This window comes from Ruegeria conchae, from assembly GCF_000192475.1.
GTDB classification, from domain to species: Bacteria; Pseudomonadota; Alphaproteobacteria; order Rhodobacterales; family Rhodobacteraceae; genus Ruegeria; species Ruegeria conchae.
The window spans coordinates 214,042-230,477 of the sequence record NZ_AEYW01000012.1 but is presented as its reverse complement, the minus strand read 5'-3'; the positions used below and the strand labels follow the sequence as shown (position 1 = coordinate 230,477).

The window sequence follows — 16,436 nt, the reverse complement described above, 5'->3', positions numbered from 1 at the left end:
GGATCGATAAGGAGAGCAGCCCATGTATCTCAGGAATTGTTGGTATGTCGCCGCCTGGAGCAAGGATATCGGCCGTGAGCTGAAAGCGGAAACCTATCTGGGTGAAAATGTTGTGCTTTATCGACAGCAAGATGGCACTCCGGTCGCGTTGGAAGATGCTTGCCCACACCGTAAGCTGCCATTGTCGAAAGGGAATCTGATAGGAGACACCGTAGAATGCGGCTATCACGGGTTGACCTTCGATTGCTCGGGGAAATGCACGGATAGCCCGACACAGCGCGGGATGACGCCCCGCCGCGCGGTCGTGAAATCCTATCCGGTTGTTGATCGCTATCGCCTGCTTTGGATTTGGATGGGCGATCCCGAGTTGGCCAACCCTGATCTGATTTTCCCTATCGAGAACTTTGACAACCCAACCTGGGGCATGACCGATGGCGGCGTGATGGACATCGATTGCCACTACCTTTGGGTCTGTGACAACCTGCTTGATCCCAGCCATGTGGCCTGGGTTCACGTCTCTTCATTTGCAGGGGCCGGAACGGATGAAGAGCCCCTGAATGTTGAAAAAACCGATCGAGGCGTGATCGTTTCTCGCTGGATCGAGAATAAGCCGCCGTCGCCTTACTACTCCAAGCTGGTCGCATTTGAAGGCGAATGTGATCGCCTGCAGCATTATGAGATGTGCCTCCCAGCGATCGGATTGAACAAATCCATCTATACGCCGGTCGGCACCGGCGGCTATGACATAGACCCGGTCGAGCAGACCTTTATCAATATTTCGTACAACTTCATGACACCGATAAACGAAGATGAAACCAGATATTTCTGGTTCCAGCATCGTAATTCTGACCCTGACAATGCAGAGGTTTCGAAATTCATGAACGATGGTGCCCGGATGGCATTTATTGAGGATAAAGAAGTATTGGAAGAGGTGCACAAGGGCATGAAGAATGCAAAGACACCTCATATCGATCTAGGCCTGGATGCCGGAGCAAAGATTTATCGGCGCGTTTTGGATCGGGCGATTGAAGCTGAAACAACGGTAACAGAAAGCGCGCTAAAGCAAGCCTGATTTCTGGTTCGGGGCCGGATCGCCGGCCCCGTATCTTAGGCAGTTTCATAGATGATTGGAAACCGGCCCCCTGCAAAGGGTGCGCCGGGTTTCAAACTATCGTCATGTAGCCATTCTGTAACCGAATCCCGAGGTTCATAGGTCGCACCTTCGACAGCAAATCGAATTGCGTATCCGCGCCTGCGGCGTGTCGAAGTCCGATTGCCCATAGCCGAATGTACGGTCATTCCGTCAAAGGCGAGTGCGTCGCCTGGTTTCATGTTTTCAAAGTGGAAGATGTCATATTGGGCACGGTCGGCCTCAAAATCCGGCATGTCTATGTAATCCGGGTTATCTTCTTCCAGATAGTGCAGGAAACCACCTTGCTGATCGGTTTTGAAAGGCCGGTATTTTGCGCCCCATGCATGTGATCCACGCACAAATTCCAGTGCTCCATTGTCGGGGTCAACCGGGTCAAGTGCGATCCACATCGTCATGATCGGTCCTGCGACGGGCCAATAGGGCTGATCCGTGTGCCATCCGGTTTGGGTCCGCGTTCCCGGCTCTTTTACGAAAATCTGGTCATAGATTAACGATGTCCACGGACTGCCTGATACCTCAGCCACGCGTTGTCCGATATCCGATGTCAGGCAATAGTCCTGAAAAGTGCCGGGGTTTTCGCGCATATTTTTATACGCAAAGTATCGGTCTCCTTTTGTGACTTCGGTATCAACTGCATCCTGCAATTTGCTTAGCCAGTCGTCTGACAGGATACTTTTTAACAATACGACGCCGTCTCGCGCGTAGGATTCCTGCAGGTCCTTAAGTTCAATTGGCTTGGTCATCTGATCCATCCATTTAGTTTCCACTCCGTTTCCGGGCGGGTTCGTAAATTGGCGCGAAGCGCCGCGATCCACGTGGTGTCAGTAAGATGGAGAACTGCGGCAATTGATGATGAAACAAGGCCACCGCGACCGGGCAGACCATTTGCCAGCGAGGTTCCGGTGAAACTGTTTAATGCGGAAGTTCATGACTCACCGTACAACAATTTGGTTAAACGGCCAATAGTTTTGCGTGATGGTAAAATAATTTATTGACCGTACATTGCTTGTGGTCAATATTGGGATCACCATGCAAAAATATTCTGTGTTCTCGCTCGCCCGGAATGCACTTTCAGGGCACCGAAACTGGTCGCGGGCTTGGCGTTCCCCCCCGCTCAAAGACCAGTATGAGGTTGTTGTGATCGGTGCTGGGGGGCACGGTCTTGCGACCGCCTTTTATCTCGCCAAAGAATTCGACATTACAGACGTCGCTGTGGTTGAAAAAGGTTGGCTAGGTGGTGGCAATATCGCTCGTAATACGGTGACCATCCGATCCAATTACATGCGGGACGAGTCGATCCCCTTCTACGTCAAATCCGTCGCCATGTATGAGGGTCTGACGCACGAACTGAACTTCAACATGATGCATTCGAAGCGCACCATGGTGGATGTTGTGCAAACTTGGCCCAAGTTGCGCGAGCTCAGGCGACGGCAACTGGCGATGGATATTTACGGTTCGACTTACGAACAGATATCGGAGAACGAACTGCGTAGCAGAATACCAGCGCTGACCGGGGGCGGCCCGGATGCGCGTTTGCCTGTAATTTGCGGCATGGTGCATACGGATGCTGGCGTGAACAGGCATGATGCAGTGGCGTGGGGATATGCGCGCGCGGCTGATGCGCTTGGGGTCGAGATACACCAGCAAACCGCAATTCAATCTCTGATCCGCGGGGCTGATGGCCATATCAGCGGTGTCGAAACCAATCGCGGTACGATTCGTGCCAAAAAAGTTGTTGTCGCCGTCTCAGGTCATACCACAACGTTGACTGAAACCGTCGGGCTGAAGCTACCTTTGCGCACGATGAACCTGACGGCATTTGTGTCTGAGCCGGTGAAACCACTAGTGGACGTCATAGTGAACTGCCCTGACAGCGGGTTCTATTTCAGCCAATCCGACAAGGGTGAGATGGTGATCGGCGGTGCACCGGATATGGGTCAGAGTTTCCGACGCGATATTAAGCAGAACGTGTTTGAAGACACGGTAACCGCGATGCTTTCCCTGTTCCCGTCGTTCAAGAAACTCAAACTTATGCGGCAATGGGGCGGGCATCTGGATATTGCTCACGATGCCTCACCCATTATGGATCAGACAGACTTGCCGGGTTTGTTTGTAACAGCCGGTTGGTGGGGCGGTTACAAGGCTATCCCCGCCGGTGGGTTGACGCTTGCCCATCTGGTGGCCAAGAGCGAGCCTCATCCACTGATGTCTTCGTTTACGCTCAACCGGTTTCGCCATCTGGATTTTGTGATGGAAGCCGGGACAACCACGGCGCGTTAGGAGGGTAAGGTTCATGATGCTAATTCCCTGCCCATTCTGCGGCAAACGTAATGAAAGCGAATTTATCTTTGGAGGCGCGGTCGGTGCAGACCGCCCCGACCCGAACAGCGTTAACGACGCGGAATGGGTCGAGTATTTGACCGTGGCGCCAAACCCCTTAGGCCCAGTTCAGGAACGGTGGTGGCATGCGCGAGGCTGTAGCGAGTGGGTCACGATTTGGCGTGATACCCGGACCCATGACATTGTGGAGGCCCCAGATGACTCAGAATAACCGCTGTGCATCTGGTGGGCGGATTGATCGAAGCCGAACTCTGCGATTTACCTTCAATGGCAAATCCTATGAGGGGTTTGAAGGCGATACTCTTGCCTCGGCCTTATTGGCCAACGATGTTCGTGTCACGGCGCGCAGTTTCAAGTATCACCGCCCTCGTGGCATTGTTGGTCATGGTCCCGAAGAACCCGCGACACTGGTGGAGCTGGATGGTGAGGATGCCTCGGGGAACCGCCCGGCAACCACCGTCCCTTTGCGCGACGGGCTAAGCGCACGTTCGGTGAATTGCTGGCCATCGCCCGAGTTTGATATTGGCGGTGTAAATCAACTGCTCAGCCGTTTCATACCGGCCGGATTTTATTACAAGACGTTCAAATGGCCCAATTGGCATCTTTTTGAGCCTTCAATTCGCAAAGCTGCCGGGTTGGCTGCTGCACCGGCTCAGCCGCCATCCTCGGGGCATTTCGAAGCGCGCCACGCCCATGCTGATGTCTTGGTCGCTGGCGCAGGCCCCGCCGGACTGAAGGCAGCGCTTAAGGCAGGACGGGCGGGTAAGCGCGTATTCCTTGCCGACGAAGACTCTGAGGCAGGTGGCAGCCTGTTGAACTGCGATCTTTCCATCGACGGGCAACCTGCAATGGGTTGGGTGGAGGCTGCCGTTCTGGAGCTGCGGGGGATGGCCAATGTAACCCATTTGCAGAATGCGACCGTCTGGGCATATCGCGAACACAATTTGCTGATTGTGAATGAGCGTAATCCTGACCAGGGAAGCATCATTGAGCGTTCTTGGCGCGTGAGGGCAGGGGAAGTGGTTATCGCCACAGGCGCAACCGAACGTGCCATGGTCTTCAGCAATAACGACCGGCCCGGGGTTATGTTAGCATCCTCGGTACAGGCCTATTTCAACCGATGGGGGGTTATTCCCGGAAAAAGAGTGGTCCTGTTTACCAACAACAACAGTGCATATGCGGTCGCCTCTGATCTGATCGCGGCAGGGGTGCGGGTTGAGGCTATCCTCGACAGTCGCTCTTGCGTACCTCAGGCCGCACTGGAATTGGTGCCCGAAATCACTGTGCAATCTTCAACCGTTGTTGGAGATGTGCGCGGTCATAAAGGGGTCAAAGCAGTAAAAGCCGTTTCCTCATCGGGTTCTGTAAACTGGATTGAATGCGATTTGCTTGCGCATTCAGGGGGATGGAACCCGACTGTACATTTGTGGTCTCAATCTCGCAGCACTCTAAGGTTTGACGAAGATTTGGCTGCCTTTCTTCCTTATCAACCAGTGCAGAACTGCACAGCGGTTGGCGCTGCGGCTGGGCAACTGACACTTGATCAGATTATCGATGGGGGCGAGGAGCTTGCATATGAGATTGAGCCACTTTGGCGGGTAGACCTGCCTGGCCAGCGCGGAAAGGCGTTTCTGGATATTCAGAATGACGTGTCTGTCAGTGACGTGCATCTGGCTCTGCGTGAGGGCTATGACAATGTCGAACACGTCAAACGCTATACCACCGGCGGCATGGGTATTGATCAGGGTAAGACCGGGAATATCAACATCATCGGCACTGTTGCGATGCAAAAAGGTGTGCCGTTGCAAGAGGTCGGAACAACCACTTTCCGCTCGCCCTACACACCTGTGTCCTTCGGTGCGATCGGCGGGCTACGCGAGGATTCGGTTCTGTTCCCCTATCGGCACACGCCAGTTACCCAGTGGAACAAAGACAATGGCGCGGTCATGTATGAGGCCGGTGCGCGTTGGCGGCGCCCGGGTTATTTCCCTCAACAGGGTGAAGGCCTGCAAGACGCCGTGAACCGTGAATGCCGTGCCGTTCGGGAAGGCGTTGGCGTCTATGATGGCTCACCGTTAGGGACATTCGAGTTGAAAGGCCGCGATGTCCCGCAATTCCTGGATTTTATCTATTCTAACATGGTATCTTCGCTGACGCCCGGCAATGGTCGTTACGGGCTGATGCTATCGGATGATGGGCTGATCCTGGATGATGGCGTGGTGTTCCGGCTTGATGAACACAGATGGCTTGTTTCCACCTCTACCGGTCATGCGGATTCAATAAATCAGCATATGGAAAAGCTGCTTCAGACAGAATTCCCGGATTGGCAGGTGATGATCACAACAGTGACAAGCCAATGGAACAACGCCACGATTTGCGGCCCGCGCGCGCGCGATGTGATGCAGGCTCTTGGCACAGATGTCGACCTCTCGCCCGAGGTGTTTCCATTCATGTCTTTCAGGGATGGGACCGTCGCAGGTTTTCCCGCGCGCATCGTTCGCGTCAGTTTCACGGGTGAACTTTCCTTTGAGGTCAATGTCGCTCCACGCCACATGGCGGAGTTATGGGCCAAGGTGATCGAGGCAGGTGCCCCCTTTGGGATCCAACCGGTGGGCTCGGAATCGAGCCATGTGCTGCGTGTCGAAAAGGGTTTTCTGTCGCTGGGACACGAAGTCGACGGCACAGTGGATGCCTATGACCTTGGGATGGGTTGGGCAATGTCCAAGAAAAAGACAGACTATCTTGGCAAACGCTCGATACAGCTGCGTCGCGAAGGAAAAGCAACTCGGCGGGAGTTGGTGGGCATTCTACCCGAAGATCACAACAGGCAAGTGCCAGAAGGCGCGCCGCTAACCCCCGGAGGTCGTAAAGAGGCCACCGAAGGCCTCGTGACTGCCTGCGTCTGGAGTGTTGTGAACGATCGCTGGGTCGGATTGGCATTGCTGAAGAATGGTCATAGCCGACACGGGGAAATTGCTCATGTCCGCCTGAAAGATGAAGTGATCCCGGTCAAAATCACCAAGCCGGTGTTCCACGATCCCGACGGCAAGCTTTTGAGGTCCTGAGATGACTTATGACGTGGCAATAGTGCGCCAACCCCTAAACGCGCTGTTTGATCTCAAAGGGAGTCCAGCTGCCATTCAAAACTGGGCAGCTGATGTTCTACCTACACTGCCGGAGCGGCCGAACTCGCGGACAGGTCAAGCTTCAGTCGAATTGTATCATGTCGGGCGAAACCACTGGATCGCGCGCGCTCCGCTGGAGCAGGAAGCCGAACTGGAGAAACACCTCAGCCCAACCAATTGCCCGGCGGAAATCAGCATCGTGCGGGTTTCGGATACGCTGACATTCTTTCGAGTGGTCGGTCCGCAAGCTGACGAAGTGATGTCCATTGCGTGTCCGTTGGATATACATGAAACTGAGTTCGGCGAAGAAACCGTGACCTATACTGAATTGTTTGGCCTCAAAGCACTAATTATGCGGTGTGAAGATGGTTTTGAATTTGCCGTAGAGCAGAGCTTTGGTGATATGGCCGAGGATTATCTTTCCCGTGCCGTCGCCTAGAGGGAAAAAAGCGAATGGCACGAACACATATTCACAAATATCAAACCCGCTATCACGCTCAGGCGACCTATTCCAAGGCGATCCGGGCGCGAGGCGATTTTGTCTTCATGCAGGGCCAAGTTGGAACTTTGCTGGATGGGACACTCATCGGCGAAGATGATCCTGGTGCCCAGGCGGATCAGGCCTGCCGCAATATTCAACGCTGGATGGAAGAGGCCGGAGGTAGCCTTGCCGATGTTTGCAAGCTGACGGTCTATGTCACTGATATTTCCTACCGGCCAGCGGTTTACGAGGCAATCAACCGCTGGTTTGAAGGCGTGCATCACTGTTCGACCGGGGTTGTCGTGCAAGGTTTGGCCGACCCTTCACTGTTGGTTGAAATTGATGCAATGGCTGTGATCGACGAAGACACGGACGAAAGCGCTTGAATGGGTGGCGGTCGAGTTGTCTAGAATATCACTGTATGACAGTATGTCGAAGTGCAGCCCAGATTTAATATTAATTTGAGATGCTTACTATTCTGACTTCAATATTACCGATCTTTTTGATTATCGCGTTGGGTCTGGCACTTCGTAAAGGTGGAATTCCCAGCACCGATTTCTGGAACCTGAATGACAAGCTGGTTTATTGGGTTTTGATGCCCTGCCTGTTATTCACGAAGATCTCGTTATCGCCGTTAGATAAATCTGCGCTTGGCCTTTATTCGATGACCATATTGGGTGGGTTTTTGGCGGCGCTGGTATTTGCAGTCATCAGTGCCCGTCTGATGGGATATGCGGCACCGCAGGCGACGTCGATCTTGCAGGGAAGTGCGCGACATAACTCATTCATAGGCCTTGCGCTTGCAGCCAATCTTTACGGTCCAGTGGGGTTTGACATCGCCATTCTGGCGACAGCCATATTGGTGCCTATCACCAACATCGTCATGGTGGTCATGATGGTGGGGGCATTGAAACAGGATACTGCGACCCGATTGCCGATCGCTATCCTGCGTGAGCTTGGGCGAAATCCCTATGTCATCTCGATCCTATTGGCGATTGGGGCAAACCAGATGATCGGTGACCGCATTCCTGTTGTCCACGAGGTGGCTGACATTCTTGGGGCGGGCGCATTGCCCATTACTCTGCTGGCTGTTGGCGCAAACCTGCGTGTCCGGGCGATGGCGGCGAGTGCGCTGCCTCTAATGCTGGCTATTGTCGGCAAGATGATGGTGTTTCCGGTTGCTGCGCTATGTATCGGAATACTTGTCGGGTTACCTCAGGATGTTTTGCAGATTGCAGTGGTCTATTCCGTGGTGCCTACGGGGGCTTCATCGTACACTTTGTCCAAGCAACTAGGCGGGGACGCGCCTTTGATGGCCGCAATCGTCACGCTTCAGACCTTGATAGCAGCCGTTAGTATACCAATTTCGTTGGCGATATTGTTGCCGTTAATCGGTTAGACGAACCGAAAAATTCAACCCAATGGGTTTAGGATGTTACTGACCCATTGCGCAATATCCAGTAGCCGGGCGTCATAGCCCTTTGGCGCGACAAGCTGTATCCCTAGTGGCAGTCCATTTTGGTTGACCCCAAATGGGATGGCGATCGAAGGAACCTGCAAAAGGTTCCACATGCGCGAGAACAAGGGATCTCCGGTCGCTTCAAGGCCCACTGGGGCCGAACCTGGCGCAGACGGCACGAGAAGGGCATCGGTATCCCCAAAAATTTGTTCCAATACTAATTCGGCACGATCACGGAGGATCAGAGCATGCTGGTAATCCGCCTCGCTGATCTTTAAGCCGGCTTCGATCAGCGCATGAAATTGAGGACTGATCGCCGGCAATCCTTTTTCAAATTCATCAAGGCGTAGTCGTGCGGCCTCGTAGGCCATAATGGTATGATGTGCCGCTGTTAGGTCAGCAAGGATTGCAGGATGGGCAATTTCGCCAGAATCCGATCCTGCGGCTGCAATGGCGGACATAGCACGGGTGCAGGTGTCACGCATCTCAATCGAGCCATCCATCCAGTGTGGTCCGCGCATCAGGCTGATCCGCGGCAAACTGTCCTCAAAACGCGCTCGTTGAGGCGACTCGATGCCGCGTAGAACCGCATCGGTAAGTGCAAGATCATATGGATGACGGGCGAGTACCCCAAGCGTATCAAGGCTTGGTGACAACCCCATCACACCGAAAAGCGGGTAGCCATGGATCGTAGGGCGAAATCCATAAACTCCGCAATATGCAGCCGGTCGGATCAATGATGCCGCCGTCTGTGATCCAAAGGCCAGCGGGGCCATGAAATCAGCGACCGCTGCAGCGGAACCCGATGATGAGCCACCCGGAGTATGTTCTGGATTGTGCGGGTTCGCTGTTTTGCCGGGCCGGAAATAGGCGAACTCGGTCGTAACTGTTTTGCCGATAGGAATGGCGCCCACATCGAGAAGCATCTGAACGCAGGCCGCGTTCATTACCGGTTGTCGATTAGAATACAGGTCACTGCCCCAACCGGTCGGCATGTCATCGGTATCGATGATATCCTTGATTACGAATGGGACACCATGGAGCGGCCCGTCAGATTGCCGATTATCGGCAGCCAGTGCCCGATCCATGGCGCGATCTGCATCAAGGTACTGAAATGCCCCGAGCACAGGTTCGCGAAGTGCGATCCGTTCGAGATGTGCCTGCATGACCTCCGATGGCTTGACTTCTCTTATCCGGATCAGTCGGGCCAGGTCGTGCGCGCTGCGGCGGCATAAATCACTCATGCCTTGAGTGCTTTCACAGCAGCTGAAAATGGATCGACCGGCATGTCATAGATGCCACCACCCAACCGACCAGCCTGACCCAACCTATCAAGTATGCCAAGCCCAACTGCTGGACCAGAACCTTGCGCCACCGCTCCGCGCGCAGTTGAGCCAAGCCGAATATCCAGAGAACGAAAATAGGGATGAGAACCTGCTGACAGACCTGTCACCCGTGCGCTGGAATTGTCAGGTAGATAAGCGCCGAGAACCTTTTTCTGCTCGGGGCTAAGTTCGATGGCCATGGCGCCAAGACCAAAGGCTTCGACCACGGCGCTATCTCCGATGGCGCCAAGGGCGCGATCTTCGGGTAAGTCGGTATCGAAGCGACCCTTGGGCGGAGCTGCGGGAACAGTAAACCACCGTCCCGGCAGGCCCGAGATCTGAATGCCAACCTTTCGCCCATTTCCACCTGCTGCCGTCACAAAGCTGGAGCCTTCGACACCTTCGGCAAGCTTCATCATCAGCTTTGTCGCCGCCATCCAGAGATTCAGGAACAGCGAAGGGGAGCTCGCCATGAACTCCAGAACATTTTCGTCATTGATGCCACCGGGTGTGCGGTCCTTAAGTTCATCAACCAACGCTTCGGTTGCGACGGGTGTGCGCCCGTGGCAATCATCGCCACCTACCAACCCCGTAACCGCCAATGGAACCAGCGCAATCCCTTCGGCCAGACCGTTTTGCAGCACATCCAGAAAACGCGTGTTCAGCCAGCGGATATGTTCGAGGACAGCGTCCGAGCGCAGACCCAATCGCAGCGACGGGCGTGCACCACCATTGATCGGTGAAAAAACCCTCGTTTGACCGCGCCATGTGTCGTAGACCGAATGCAACGGCATGGAGGCGGACACCACGGCTGCCAGCGGTGTGACGACGTCGTGATCCTGTGCCGGTCGTAACGCGATCTCACCTGCCATGATCATCGCTTCGGCCTGGTCAAAGTCGCGGGACAGACCTTCCCAAACTGCAGCAACACAAGCTGAATTGAGGATCGGAGCGGTGATATCTGTAGAGCGCGAAAAGGCTGGACCTGCGTGCAACAGTACATTTTCTGGCAGGTCAAGCGCGTCAGCTGCGGTGTTTAATCGATTCCAGACCGGCTGCGTGACCATCGCCCGATCAAAGGCCAACTGGTCTGACGGGTGCAGGGTCATGATCCCTCCGGAGGAATGATCCAAGTTTCCGAGAAATAGAGAAATGCGGTTGTGGTCTCGTACCCTGCCTGCACGCGCGTACCCAACTTGCCCGGCAACACGTGGCCATTGACGATGATCTGGGCCGCATGGGCAGGAACCAGTAGCGAGAACATGTTTTGCTCACCCGAGGCGACCTCATGTGGGGACAGTTCCAATGCACGAGGTGCTTCGAAGCCTTCCCAAACCAGTTCAACCGTCAAGGGGCCGCCTGCAATTGTTTCGGTATACCGATGGCTCATCGGGTCGCCCGAACTGCGCACGGCATGTGCCCCAATTTCAGGCAGGGTTGCGAACGAAGGCGCATTGGCAAAGGCAGCCAGTTTATTGATAAAGTTCTTTTTCAGGAACGCGGTTAGTTCGGGATTGTCGCTGAGGATGACATTTGGGGCATTCGGCGGACCCTCAACCTGATCAGGCGATCCCAGAAGCAACAGCACCTGCCCCTGACCGACCGGAGACCAAGCCACCCGAAAGAATAGCGCCATGGCGCTAAAATTGCCATTCTCGTCTTTAAGCAGGATGCCCGGGTTTTCGCCTGTCCAGTCAACAACGCCGGGGGTAATGGGCTCGTTCAGGGGCATCAGGTGTCCTCCGCAGGGGTAACCCAGGTTTCCGAGAAGGCCAGAAAGGCCGTGCTCATCGTGCGTCCAAAGAATTGGCGATCTGCCACCTGACCGCGCAGCGCGGTGCCGTTGATCCTGACCAGAGCCTGTTTGGCCTCAAGAAATACGGAATACATCTCGTGTTCTTTGGTCGCCGAGTTCTCGCGCGTGACTTCCACCGGCAGCGGTGGCCCCATATCCTGCCAGATCATGTCCAATGTCACACCCGAACCACGCAAGGTCTCGGAATAGCGTGTCTTGAGGTCGCCGGGCCGCTTTTCAACGCTGTCACAATCCAGCCAGGTCATGGCCTGCAAGCCCGGTTTGCCAACAAATGTTGGCATCTTGGATACCCAGCCTTCAACGATCCAACGCATCATACGCTGGTTGTCGGTCATGATCAGGTTTGGGACTTTCGGCCAGCCGCTGGCCTCGTCCGGAGCGCCCAATACAATTGCTGCATGACCACGCCCATATGGCGACAGAACCACGCGAAAGAACAACGCCAGCGTATCGTAATGGGCCTGATCGGGCTGCTGTTTCAGATAGATGCCCGGGTTCTCGCCCGACCAATCAACCCGCCCCGGGTTGTGAGGGATTCGCATGCTCATGACCAGCTTGCCTCGTATTCTTTCAAAGCATTTTCGATGAAAACGCGGCGCTCAAACCCCTGCAGATGATCGCCGGACCTCAGAATATCAGCAACCTTGAACGAGACTTCTTTCTGCAGGGCGCCATCATCGCGACCTTCCTGCAACGGGATTTTCAACACGGTATCCCCGGCATAAGTCGGGATTATACCCTTGAAATTGTCAGTTGGCTGTGCAGGTGGAGTTCCATTTGCCAGGGCCCGGATCGCGTTGCGCAACATCCGGCGCGCCTTGGCCACACCACGATCTGTGAATGACAGGTTCTCTCGGGCATGAATGTTGATTGGGCCCTGGCTGACCCAAGCATCATAATCACCCGGATCGCGTTGCCGCATTTCATAGGTGCGATCAGGACCCTGGCCGTAGAAATCGGTTTTGCCAAAGCCCACTTCGTCCCGATTGGTCATGCCGCGCGGGTCGTCGTTGAACCGCTCTTCCCGAAAGTGACGCCAGGCGATGACCATGGTGTTGGTGTCATCAATCGGAGTGATCCATCGTGACAGCCCACCGCGTCCAAAGTACCTTGATCGATCCGGAATTGGGAAATGCCCGCCATTCTGAGTGAACGATGGCAACATGTGGTCATGTACTCGCACCCAGATGAAATCACCATCCCGACGCACATTGGTATAGAAATCGCCGGTCTGACTATCGTGAAACTCAATCATCGGCATATGCGCGAATGCTTCGTGGAACTGCACCCGCGCAGCCTTGGTGTGCAGATAGACCACATGAAACGGGTCCCACGCGTTCTCCATCACCTGTAGCCAGTTGCAGGGTGACTTGATGAGATACGGTACCAGTTCATCACCTTCATCATCGAAGGTATCCATAACCGGGAAAGGCGGGGTCTTATCTGCCGGACCCATATAAGCAAATGCCAACCCTTTGTATTCGATGATCGGGTACGCCCCAAGACAGGCCTTTTTCTTTACCTGAGACGCAGGGGGTTCGCATGGTGTTTCCAGAACTGTCCCATCCAAGCCATACTTCCAGCCATGGTAAGAGCAGCGAATGCCGCCTTCTTCCACGATGCCGAATTCCAGGCTCATGTTTCGGTGGCAGCAATGCAGATGGGTGCATCCCAGCCTGCCATTTTTCTTTTCGCGAAACAGGATCAAATCCTCGCCCAGAATTCGGAGGCGATAAGGAAGATCACTAATTTGATCAGTCATGGCGACGGGCATCCAAAACCGGCGCAGATACTCGCCGCAGGGTGTTCCCGGACCAACCTCGGTCAATTCCGGGTCGTAGTTTTCTGACCAGACACCTTGCTGATCGTGACCGCGAAAATTCCCTTTTGGAACCGTGAATGGGCTGTTGTCAGATGGGGTGTTCATTTTTGGCCTTCCAGTCGTCGTGGCTTACGCACTCAGCGATTGGCTTCCGCATGTCTCGAGCTTCCACTCGGGAATGACCTGCCGATGTCTCATGCCGGATATGGCTGGACGCTGCAGTGCGCGGATGCTCTGCAAATCTAGCGCTCTCTAATACATTATATTTTTTTATTGATAGTGCCATCCATATGTCAATTAGTTATTTCTTCGCAATTCTGCGTCCTGCCAATTTTTCGGCCAACACAATTAAAGGAACGGGTTGGATACAGGCGTGGTTCCGGTCCAGATTGACTTGACCTGCAGGAAATCGGTGATTGCGCCCGGTCCCAGTTCCCGCCCATATCCCGACAGTTTGACGCCACCAATCGGGCTACCTGGGTCCACGCTGCGGTAGTGGTTGATGTAAACGGTGCCCGCACATATCGCTTCGGCAACTCGGGCGGCTTTCGCTGCATCCGTGGTCCAAACCCCGGCGGACAGTCCATAGTCGCTGTCATTAGCGAGTGCGATGGCTTCGTCCTCGGATTCAAAGGTGGCGATTGAAAGTACAGGGCCGAAAACCTCTTCTCGCCAGATCTGCATGTCCGGAGAGACCTGATCAAAGATCGTTGGCCCGACATAGTAGCCGCCAATCCCTTTCACTGTTTGGGTGCCATCCAGCAGGCAATTGGCGCCGTCTGCCTTTGCTTGCTCGATCATCGCAGTTACCTTTCTCAGATGCGGCTCATTGGCGAGCGGTGCAATCTGAGTGTTCGGGTCAAATGGGTCCCCTGGTTTCAGTGAACGGGATCGTTCCAGCAGTCGCGAGATCATTGCGTCTTTGATCCGGGCTTCGACAATTAGCCTAGAACCTGCGACACAAGTCTGGCCATTTGACAGGAAAATGCCTGACATCACCCCGTTGATCGCCGAATCCAGATCACAATCGGCGAACACAACCTGAGGCGACTTGCCGCCCAGTTCGAGCGTTGTGGGCACGACTTGACCCGCGGCAGCCTGAGCGACCTTGCGGCCACCGATATCTGAGCCGGTGAAACTTACTTTGCGTGTCAACGGATGCCGAACAAGTGCCTCGCCAACTTCGTGGCCCCATCCCGTCACCACGTTCAACACACCCGGTGGAAGACCCGCCTCGCAAACAAGTCGAGTGAATTCCAGGGTTGAGGCTGACGCCATTTCCGACGGTTTAACCACAACCGTGTTTCCTGCGGCCAGAGCCGGAGCCAGCTTCCATGCCAGGATCATCAGGGGTGAGTTCCATGGTGTAATTGCGACCACCACACCGTAGGGCGACCAGTGTCCTTCGCTTGTGACCCCAGGCGTGGAATTGCTCTGTGGAACAGGGGCTAGTTTGCGCGCTTCGGCAGCAAAATGGCGATACCAGCAATGCAATCCAGAAAGCTGACCACGTACCTCGGCAATTCGCTTGCCATTATCCAGAATCTCCGGTTCAACAAGTTCTTCCCAACGCTCCTCAAGCATATCAGCCATAGCCTCAAGCATGTCGGCGCGCCCTGGAGGATCAAGCTGGGCCCACGGCCCTGCGCGAAAGGCGAGGTCCGCATCTCGTATCGCTACATCTGCCTCGGATGTGTCGCACTTGGCGATATGGCTCCAGACCAGTCCGGTCGCAGGGTTGATACTGGGTATGGTGTCCCCTTGCCAATCTATGAACTTGCCTGAAATGAATGGAGTGTAGGATCGCATTCAGTCTCCTTTCGATGCGTTCTGAGCTACCAGCGCCAGCAGGTCGCCCCGACACACCATCCCGCGATTGCCATGCGCGAGCACAAATCCGCTGTTGGGAAAATTTAGTTTCAGAGCGGGTCGGCCAGGATTATCGGGAAAACGCAGATGCCCCGCCAAATCACCCGCCTGAACCTCTTGCCCAGCACAGACATATCGGTCGAATAAGCCATTTTCGGGGGCATAGAGTGAGTCATGCGGGGATGCGATCTCAACCTGCCGCGGGGGTGTTCCAATACCAGAGCTGCCTTCTAGAAGCCCGAGTTCGGTTAGGCAGCGCATCAAACCTGTTTCTGCGGCATCTACAATTTCGGGTGTGATATTGCCGCCACCGCCTAGCTCGGTTGCGATCATAGGAACACCTGCGCGCTCGGCTGCTGCGTTGACTGAACGATTGTCATTATGTGCGCCCAATACCCAGATCTGCGGCAATCCGAATGCGTTGGCCAGATCAAGGTTCGCTTTGGTCAGCTTGGGGTCAGCACAGCGCGACGCCAGTGCGCAAGGTGCAAAGACCGATGCCTTGCCGCCGGAATGCAGATCAATCACTGCATCAACACGTGGCATTAATACTGTTTCCACATAGTGCGCCAACATCGCCGTCGGCCCGCCGTCGGGGTCACCGGGAAAGGCGCGGTTAAGATTCTGCCCGTCCAGCGGAGATACGCGAGAGGAGCTGGCGACTGCCGGAGCGTTCAGGGCTGGTATCATGATGATCTGCCCGGCAATCTGTGAGGGGTCTAAACGCTCGGCTAGCCGCAATATTGCAGCGGGGCCTTCGAATTCATCACCATGAGTTCCACCTAGCAGCAGAACCGTCGGGCCGTCAGATCCGCGAAGACTGACGATCGCAATGGGGTGATATCCCAGTGGCACGGTGTTGTCTGACCACTTCAGCATTAAATCCCCGGTCTGTTTGCCCGGAGAATCCAGATTGATGGTTGCATGCACTCTGCTGGGTTGCGTTTGTTTCGCCTCTGCCATGGCAGGTCCTTTGTTCAATATGCTCCCCATATACCATAATATTTTTGCAAGTGAATTGGCATACAAATAAAAATGTGTGATAT

At 54.8% G+C, this 16,436-nt stretch carries 15 protein-coding genes; 7 read left to right on the top strand and 8 right to left on the bottom strand.

Going from position 1 to position 16,436, the window contains the following annotated elements; all coding sequences use genetic code 11:
* The first annotated feature begins 22 nt into the window (after positions 1 to 22).
* Positions 23 to 1,072, top strand: a complete 1,050-nt coding sequence (locus G7G_RS0111495; RefSeq protein WP_010441566.1) for an aromatic ring-hydroxylating dioxygenase subunit alpha — start codon at positions 23 to 25, stop codon at positions 1,070 to 1,072.
* Positions 1,073 to 1,107: 35 nt separating this feature from the next.
* On the opposite strand, the gene G7G_RS0111490 is transcribed toward G7G_RS0111495, so the two are convergent.
* A complete protein-coding gene (locus G7G_RS0111490) occupies positions 1,108 to 1,896 on the bottom strand; it encodes a phytanoyl-CoA dioxygenase family protein (protein ID WP_120981236.1) in 789 nt (262 codons plus the stop codon).
* Positions 1,897 to 2,182: 286 nt separating this feature from the next.
* On the opposite strand from G7G_RS0111490, the gene G7G_RS0111485 reads away from it, so the two are divergent.
* From G7G_RS0111485 to G7G_RS0111460, 6 genes are all read left to right on the top strand, one after another.
* Complete coding sequence (locus G7G_RS0111485; RefSeq protein ID WP_010441564.1) at positions 2,183 to 3,433, top strand: FAD-dependent oxidoreductase; 1,251 nt, start codon at positions 2,183 to 2,185, stop codon at positions 3,431 to 3,433.
* 13 nt (positions 3,434 to 3,446) lie between these two features.
* Positions 3,447 to 3,704: a sarcosine oxidase subunit delta gene (locus tag G7G_RS0111480; RefSeq protein WP_010441563.1), complete on the top strand. Its 258-nt coding sequence runs from the start codon at positions 3,447 to 3,449 to the stop codon at positions 3,702 to 3,704.
* Positions 3,691 to 6,558 carry a 2Fe-2S iron-sulfur cluster-binding protein gene (locus tag G7G_RS0111475; protein ID WP_010441562.1) on the top strand — a complete coding sequence of 956 codons (2,868 nt, stop codon included), beginning with the start codon at positions 3,691 to 3,693 and terminating at the stop codon, positions 6,556 to 6,558. The genes G7G_RS0111480 and G7G_RS0111475 overlap by 14 nt, the downstream gene beginning before the upstream one ends.
* Position 6,559: 1 nt before the next feature.
* Positions 6,560 to 7,057, top strand: coding sequence for an aminomethyltransferase family protein (locus G7G_RS0111470; protein ID WP_010441561.1), 498 nt, complete (start codon positions 6,560 to 6,562; stop codon positions 7,055 to 7,057).
* Between the two features lie 14 nt (positions 7,058 to 7,071).
* Entirely contained in the window at positions 7,072 to 7,485 is a 414-nt protein-coding gene (locus tag G7G_RS0111465; RefSeq protein WP_010441560.1) for a RidA family protein, read from the top strand.
* An 80-nt stretch (positions 7,486 to 7,565) separates the two neighbouring features.
* Positions 7,566 to 8,498: an AEC family transporter gene (locus tag G7G_RS0111460; protein ID WP_010441559.1), complete on the top strand. Its 933-nt coding sequence runs from the start codon at positions 7,566 to 7,568 to the stop codon at positions 8,496 to 8,498.
* Between the two features lie 14 nt (positions 8,499 to 8,512).
* Here G7G_RS0111460 and G7G_RS0111455 read toward each other — a convergent pair whose 3' ends face one another.
* From G7G_RS0111455 to G7G_RS0111425, 7 genes are all read right to left on the bottom strand, one after another.
* Positions 8,513 to 9,724 (bottom strand): amidase, encoded by a 1,212-nt coding sequence (locus G7G_RS0111455; protein WP_238528788.1) that lies wholly within the window; start codon positions 9,722 to 9,724, stop codon positions 8,513 to 8,515.
* 74 nt (positions 9,725 to 9,798) lie between these two features.
* A complete protein-coding gene (locus G7G_RS0111450) occupies positions 9,799 to 10,992 on the bottom strand; it encodes a YlbE family protein (RefSeq protein WP_010441556.1) in 1,194 nt (397 codons plus the stop codon).
* Positions 10,989 to 11,615: a hypothetical protein gene (locus tag G7G_RS0111445; RefSeq protein ID WP_010441555.1), complete on the bottom strand. Its 627-nt coding sequence runs from the start codon at positions 11,613 to 11,615 to the stop codon at positions 10,989 to 10,991. Before G7G_RS0111445 ends, G7G_RS0111450 begins: the two co-directional genes overlap by 4 nt.
* Positions 11,615 to 12,247, bottom strand: coding sequence for a hypothetical protein (locus G7G_RS0111440; protein WP_010441554.1), 633 nt, complete (start codon positions 12,245 to 12,247; stop codon positions 11,615 to 11,617). The genes G7G_RS0111445 and G7G_RS0111440 overlap by 1 nt, the downstream gene beginning before the upstream one ends.
* Entirely contained in the window at positions 12,244 to 13,626 is a 1,383-nt protein-coding gene (locus G7G_RS0111435; protein ID WP_010441553.1) for an aromatic ring-hydroxylating dioxygenase subunit alpha, read from the bottom strand. Before G7G_RS0111435 ends, G7G_RS0111440 begins: the two co-directional genes overlap by 4 nt.
* A 243-nt stretch (positions 13,627 to 13,869) precedes the next feature.
* Positions 13,870 to 15,330 (bottom strand): aldehyde dehydrogenase family protein, encoded by a 1,461-nt coding sequence (locus tag G7G_RS0111430; RefSeq protein WP_010441552.1) that lies wholly within the window; start codon positions 15,328 to 15,330, stop codon positions 13,870 to 13,872.
* Positions 15,331 to 16,353, bottom strand: coding sequence for a succinylglutamate desuccinylase/aspartoacylase family protein (locus tag G7G_RS0111425; protein WP_010441551.1), 1,023 nt, complete (start codon positions 16,351 to 16,353; stop codon positions 15,331 to 15,333).
* Positions 16,354 to 16,436 lie beyond the last annotated feature (83 nt).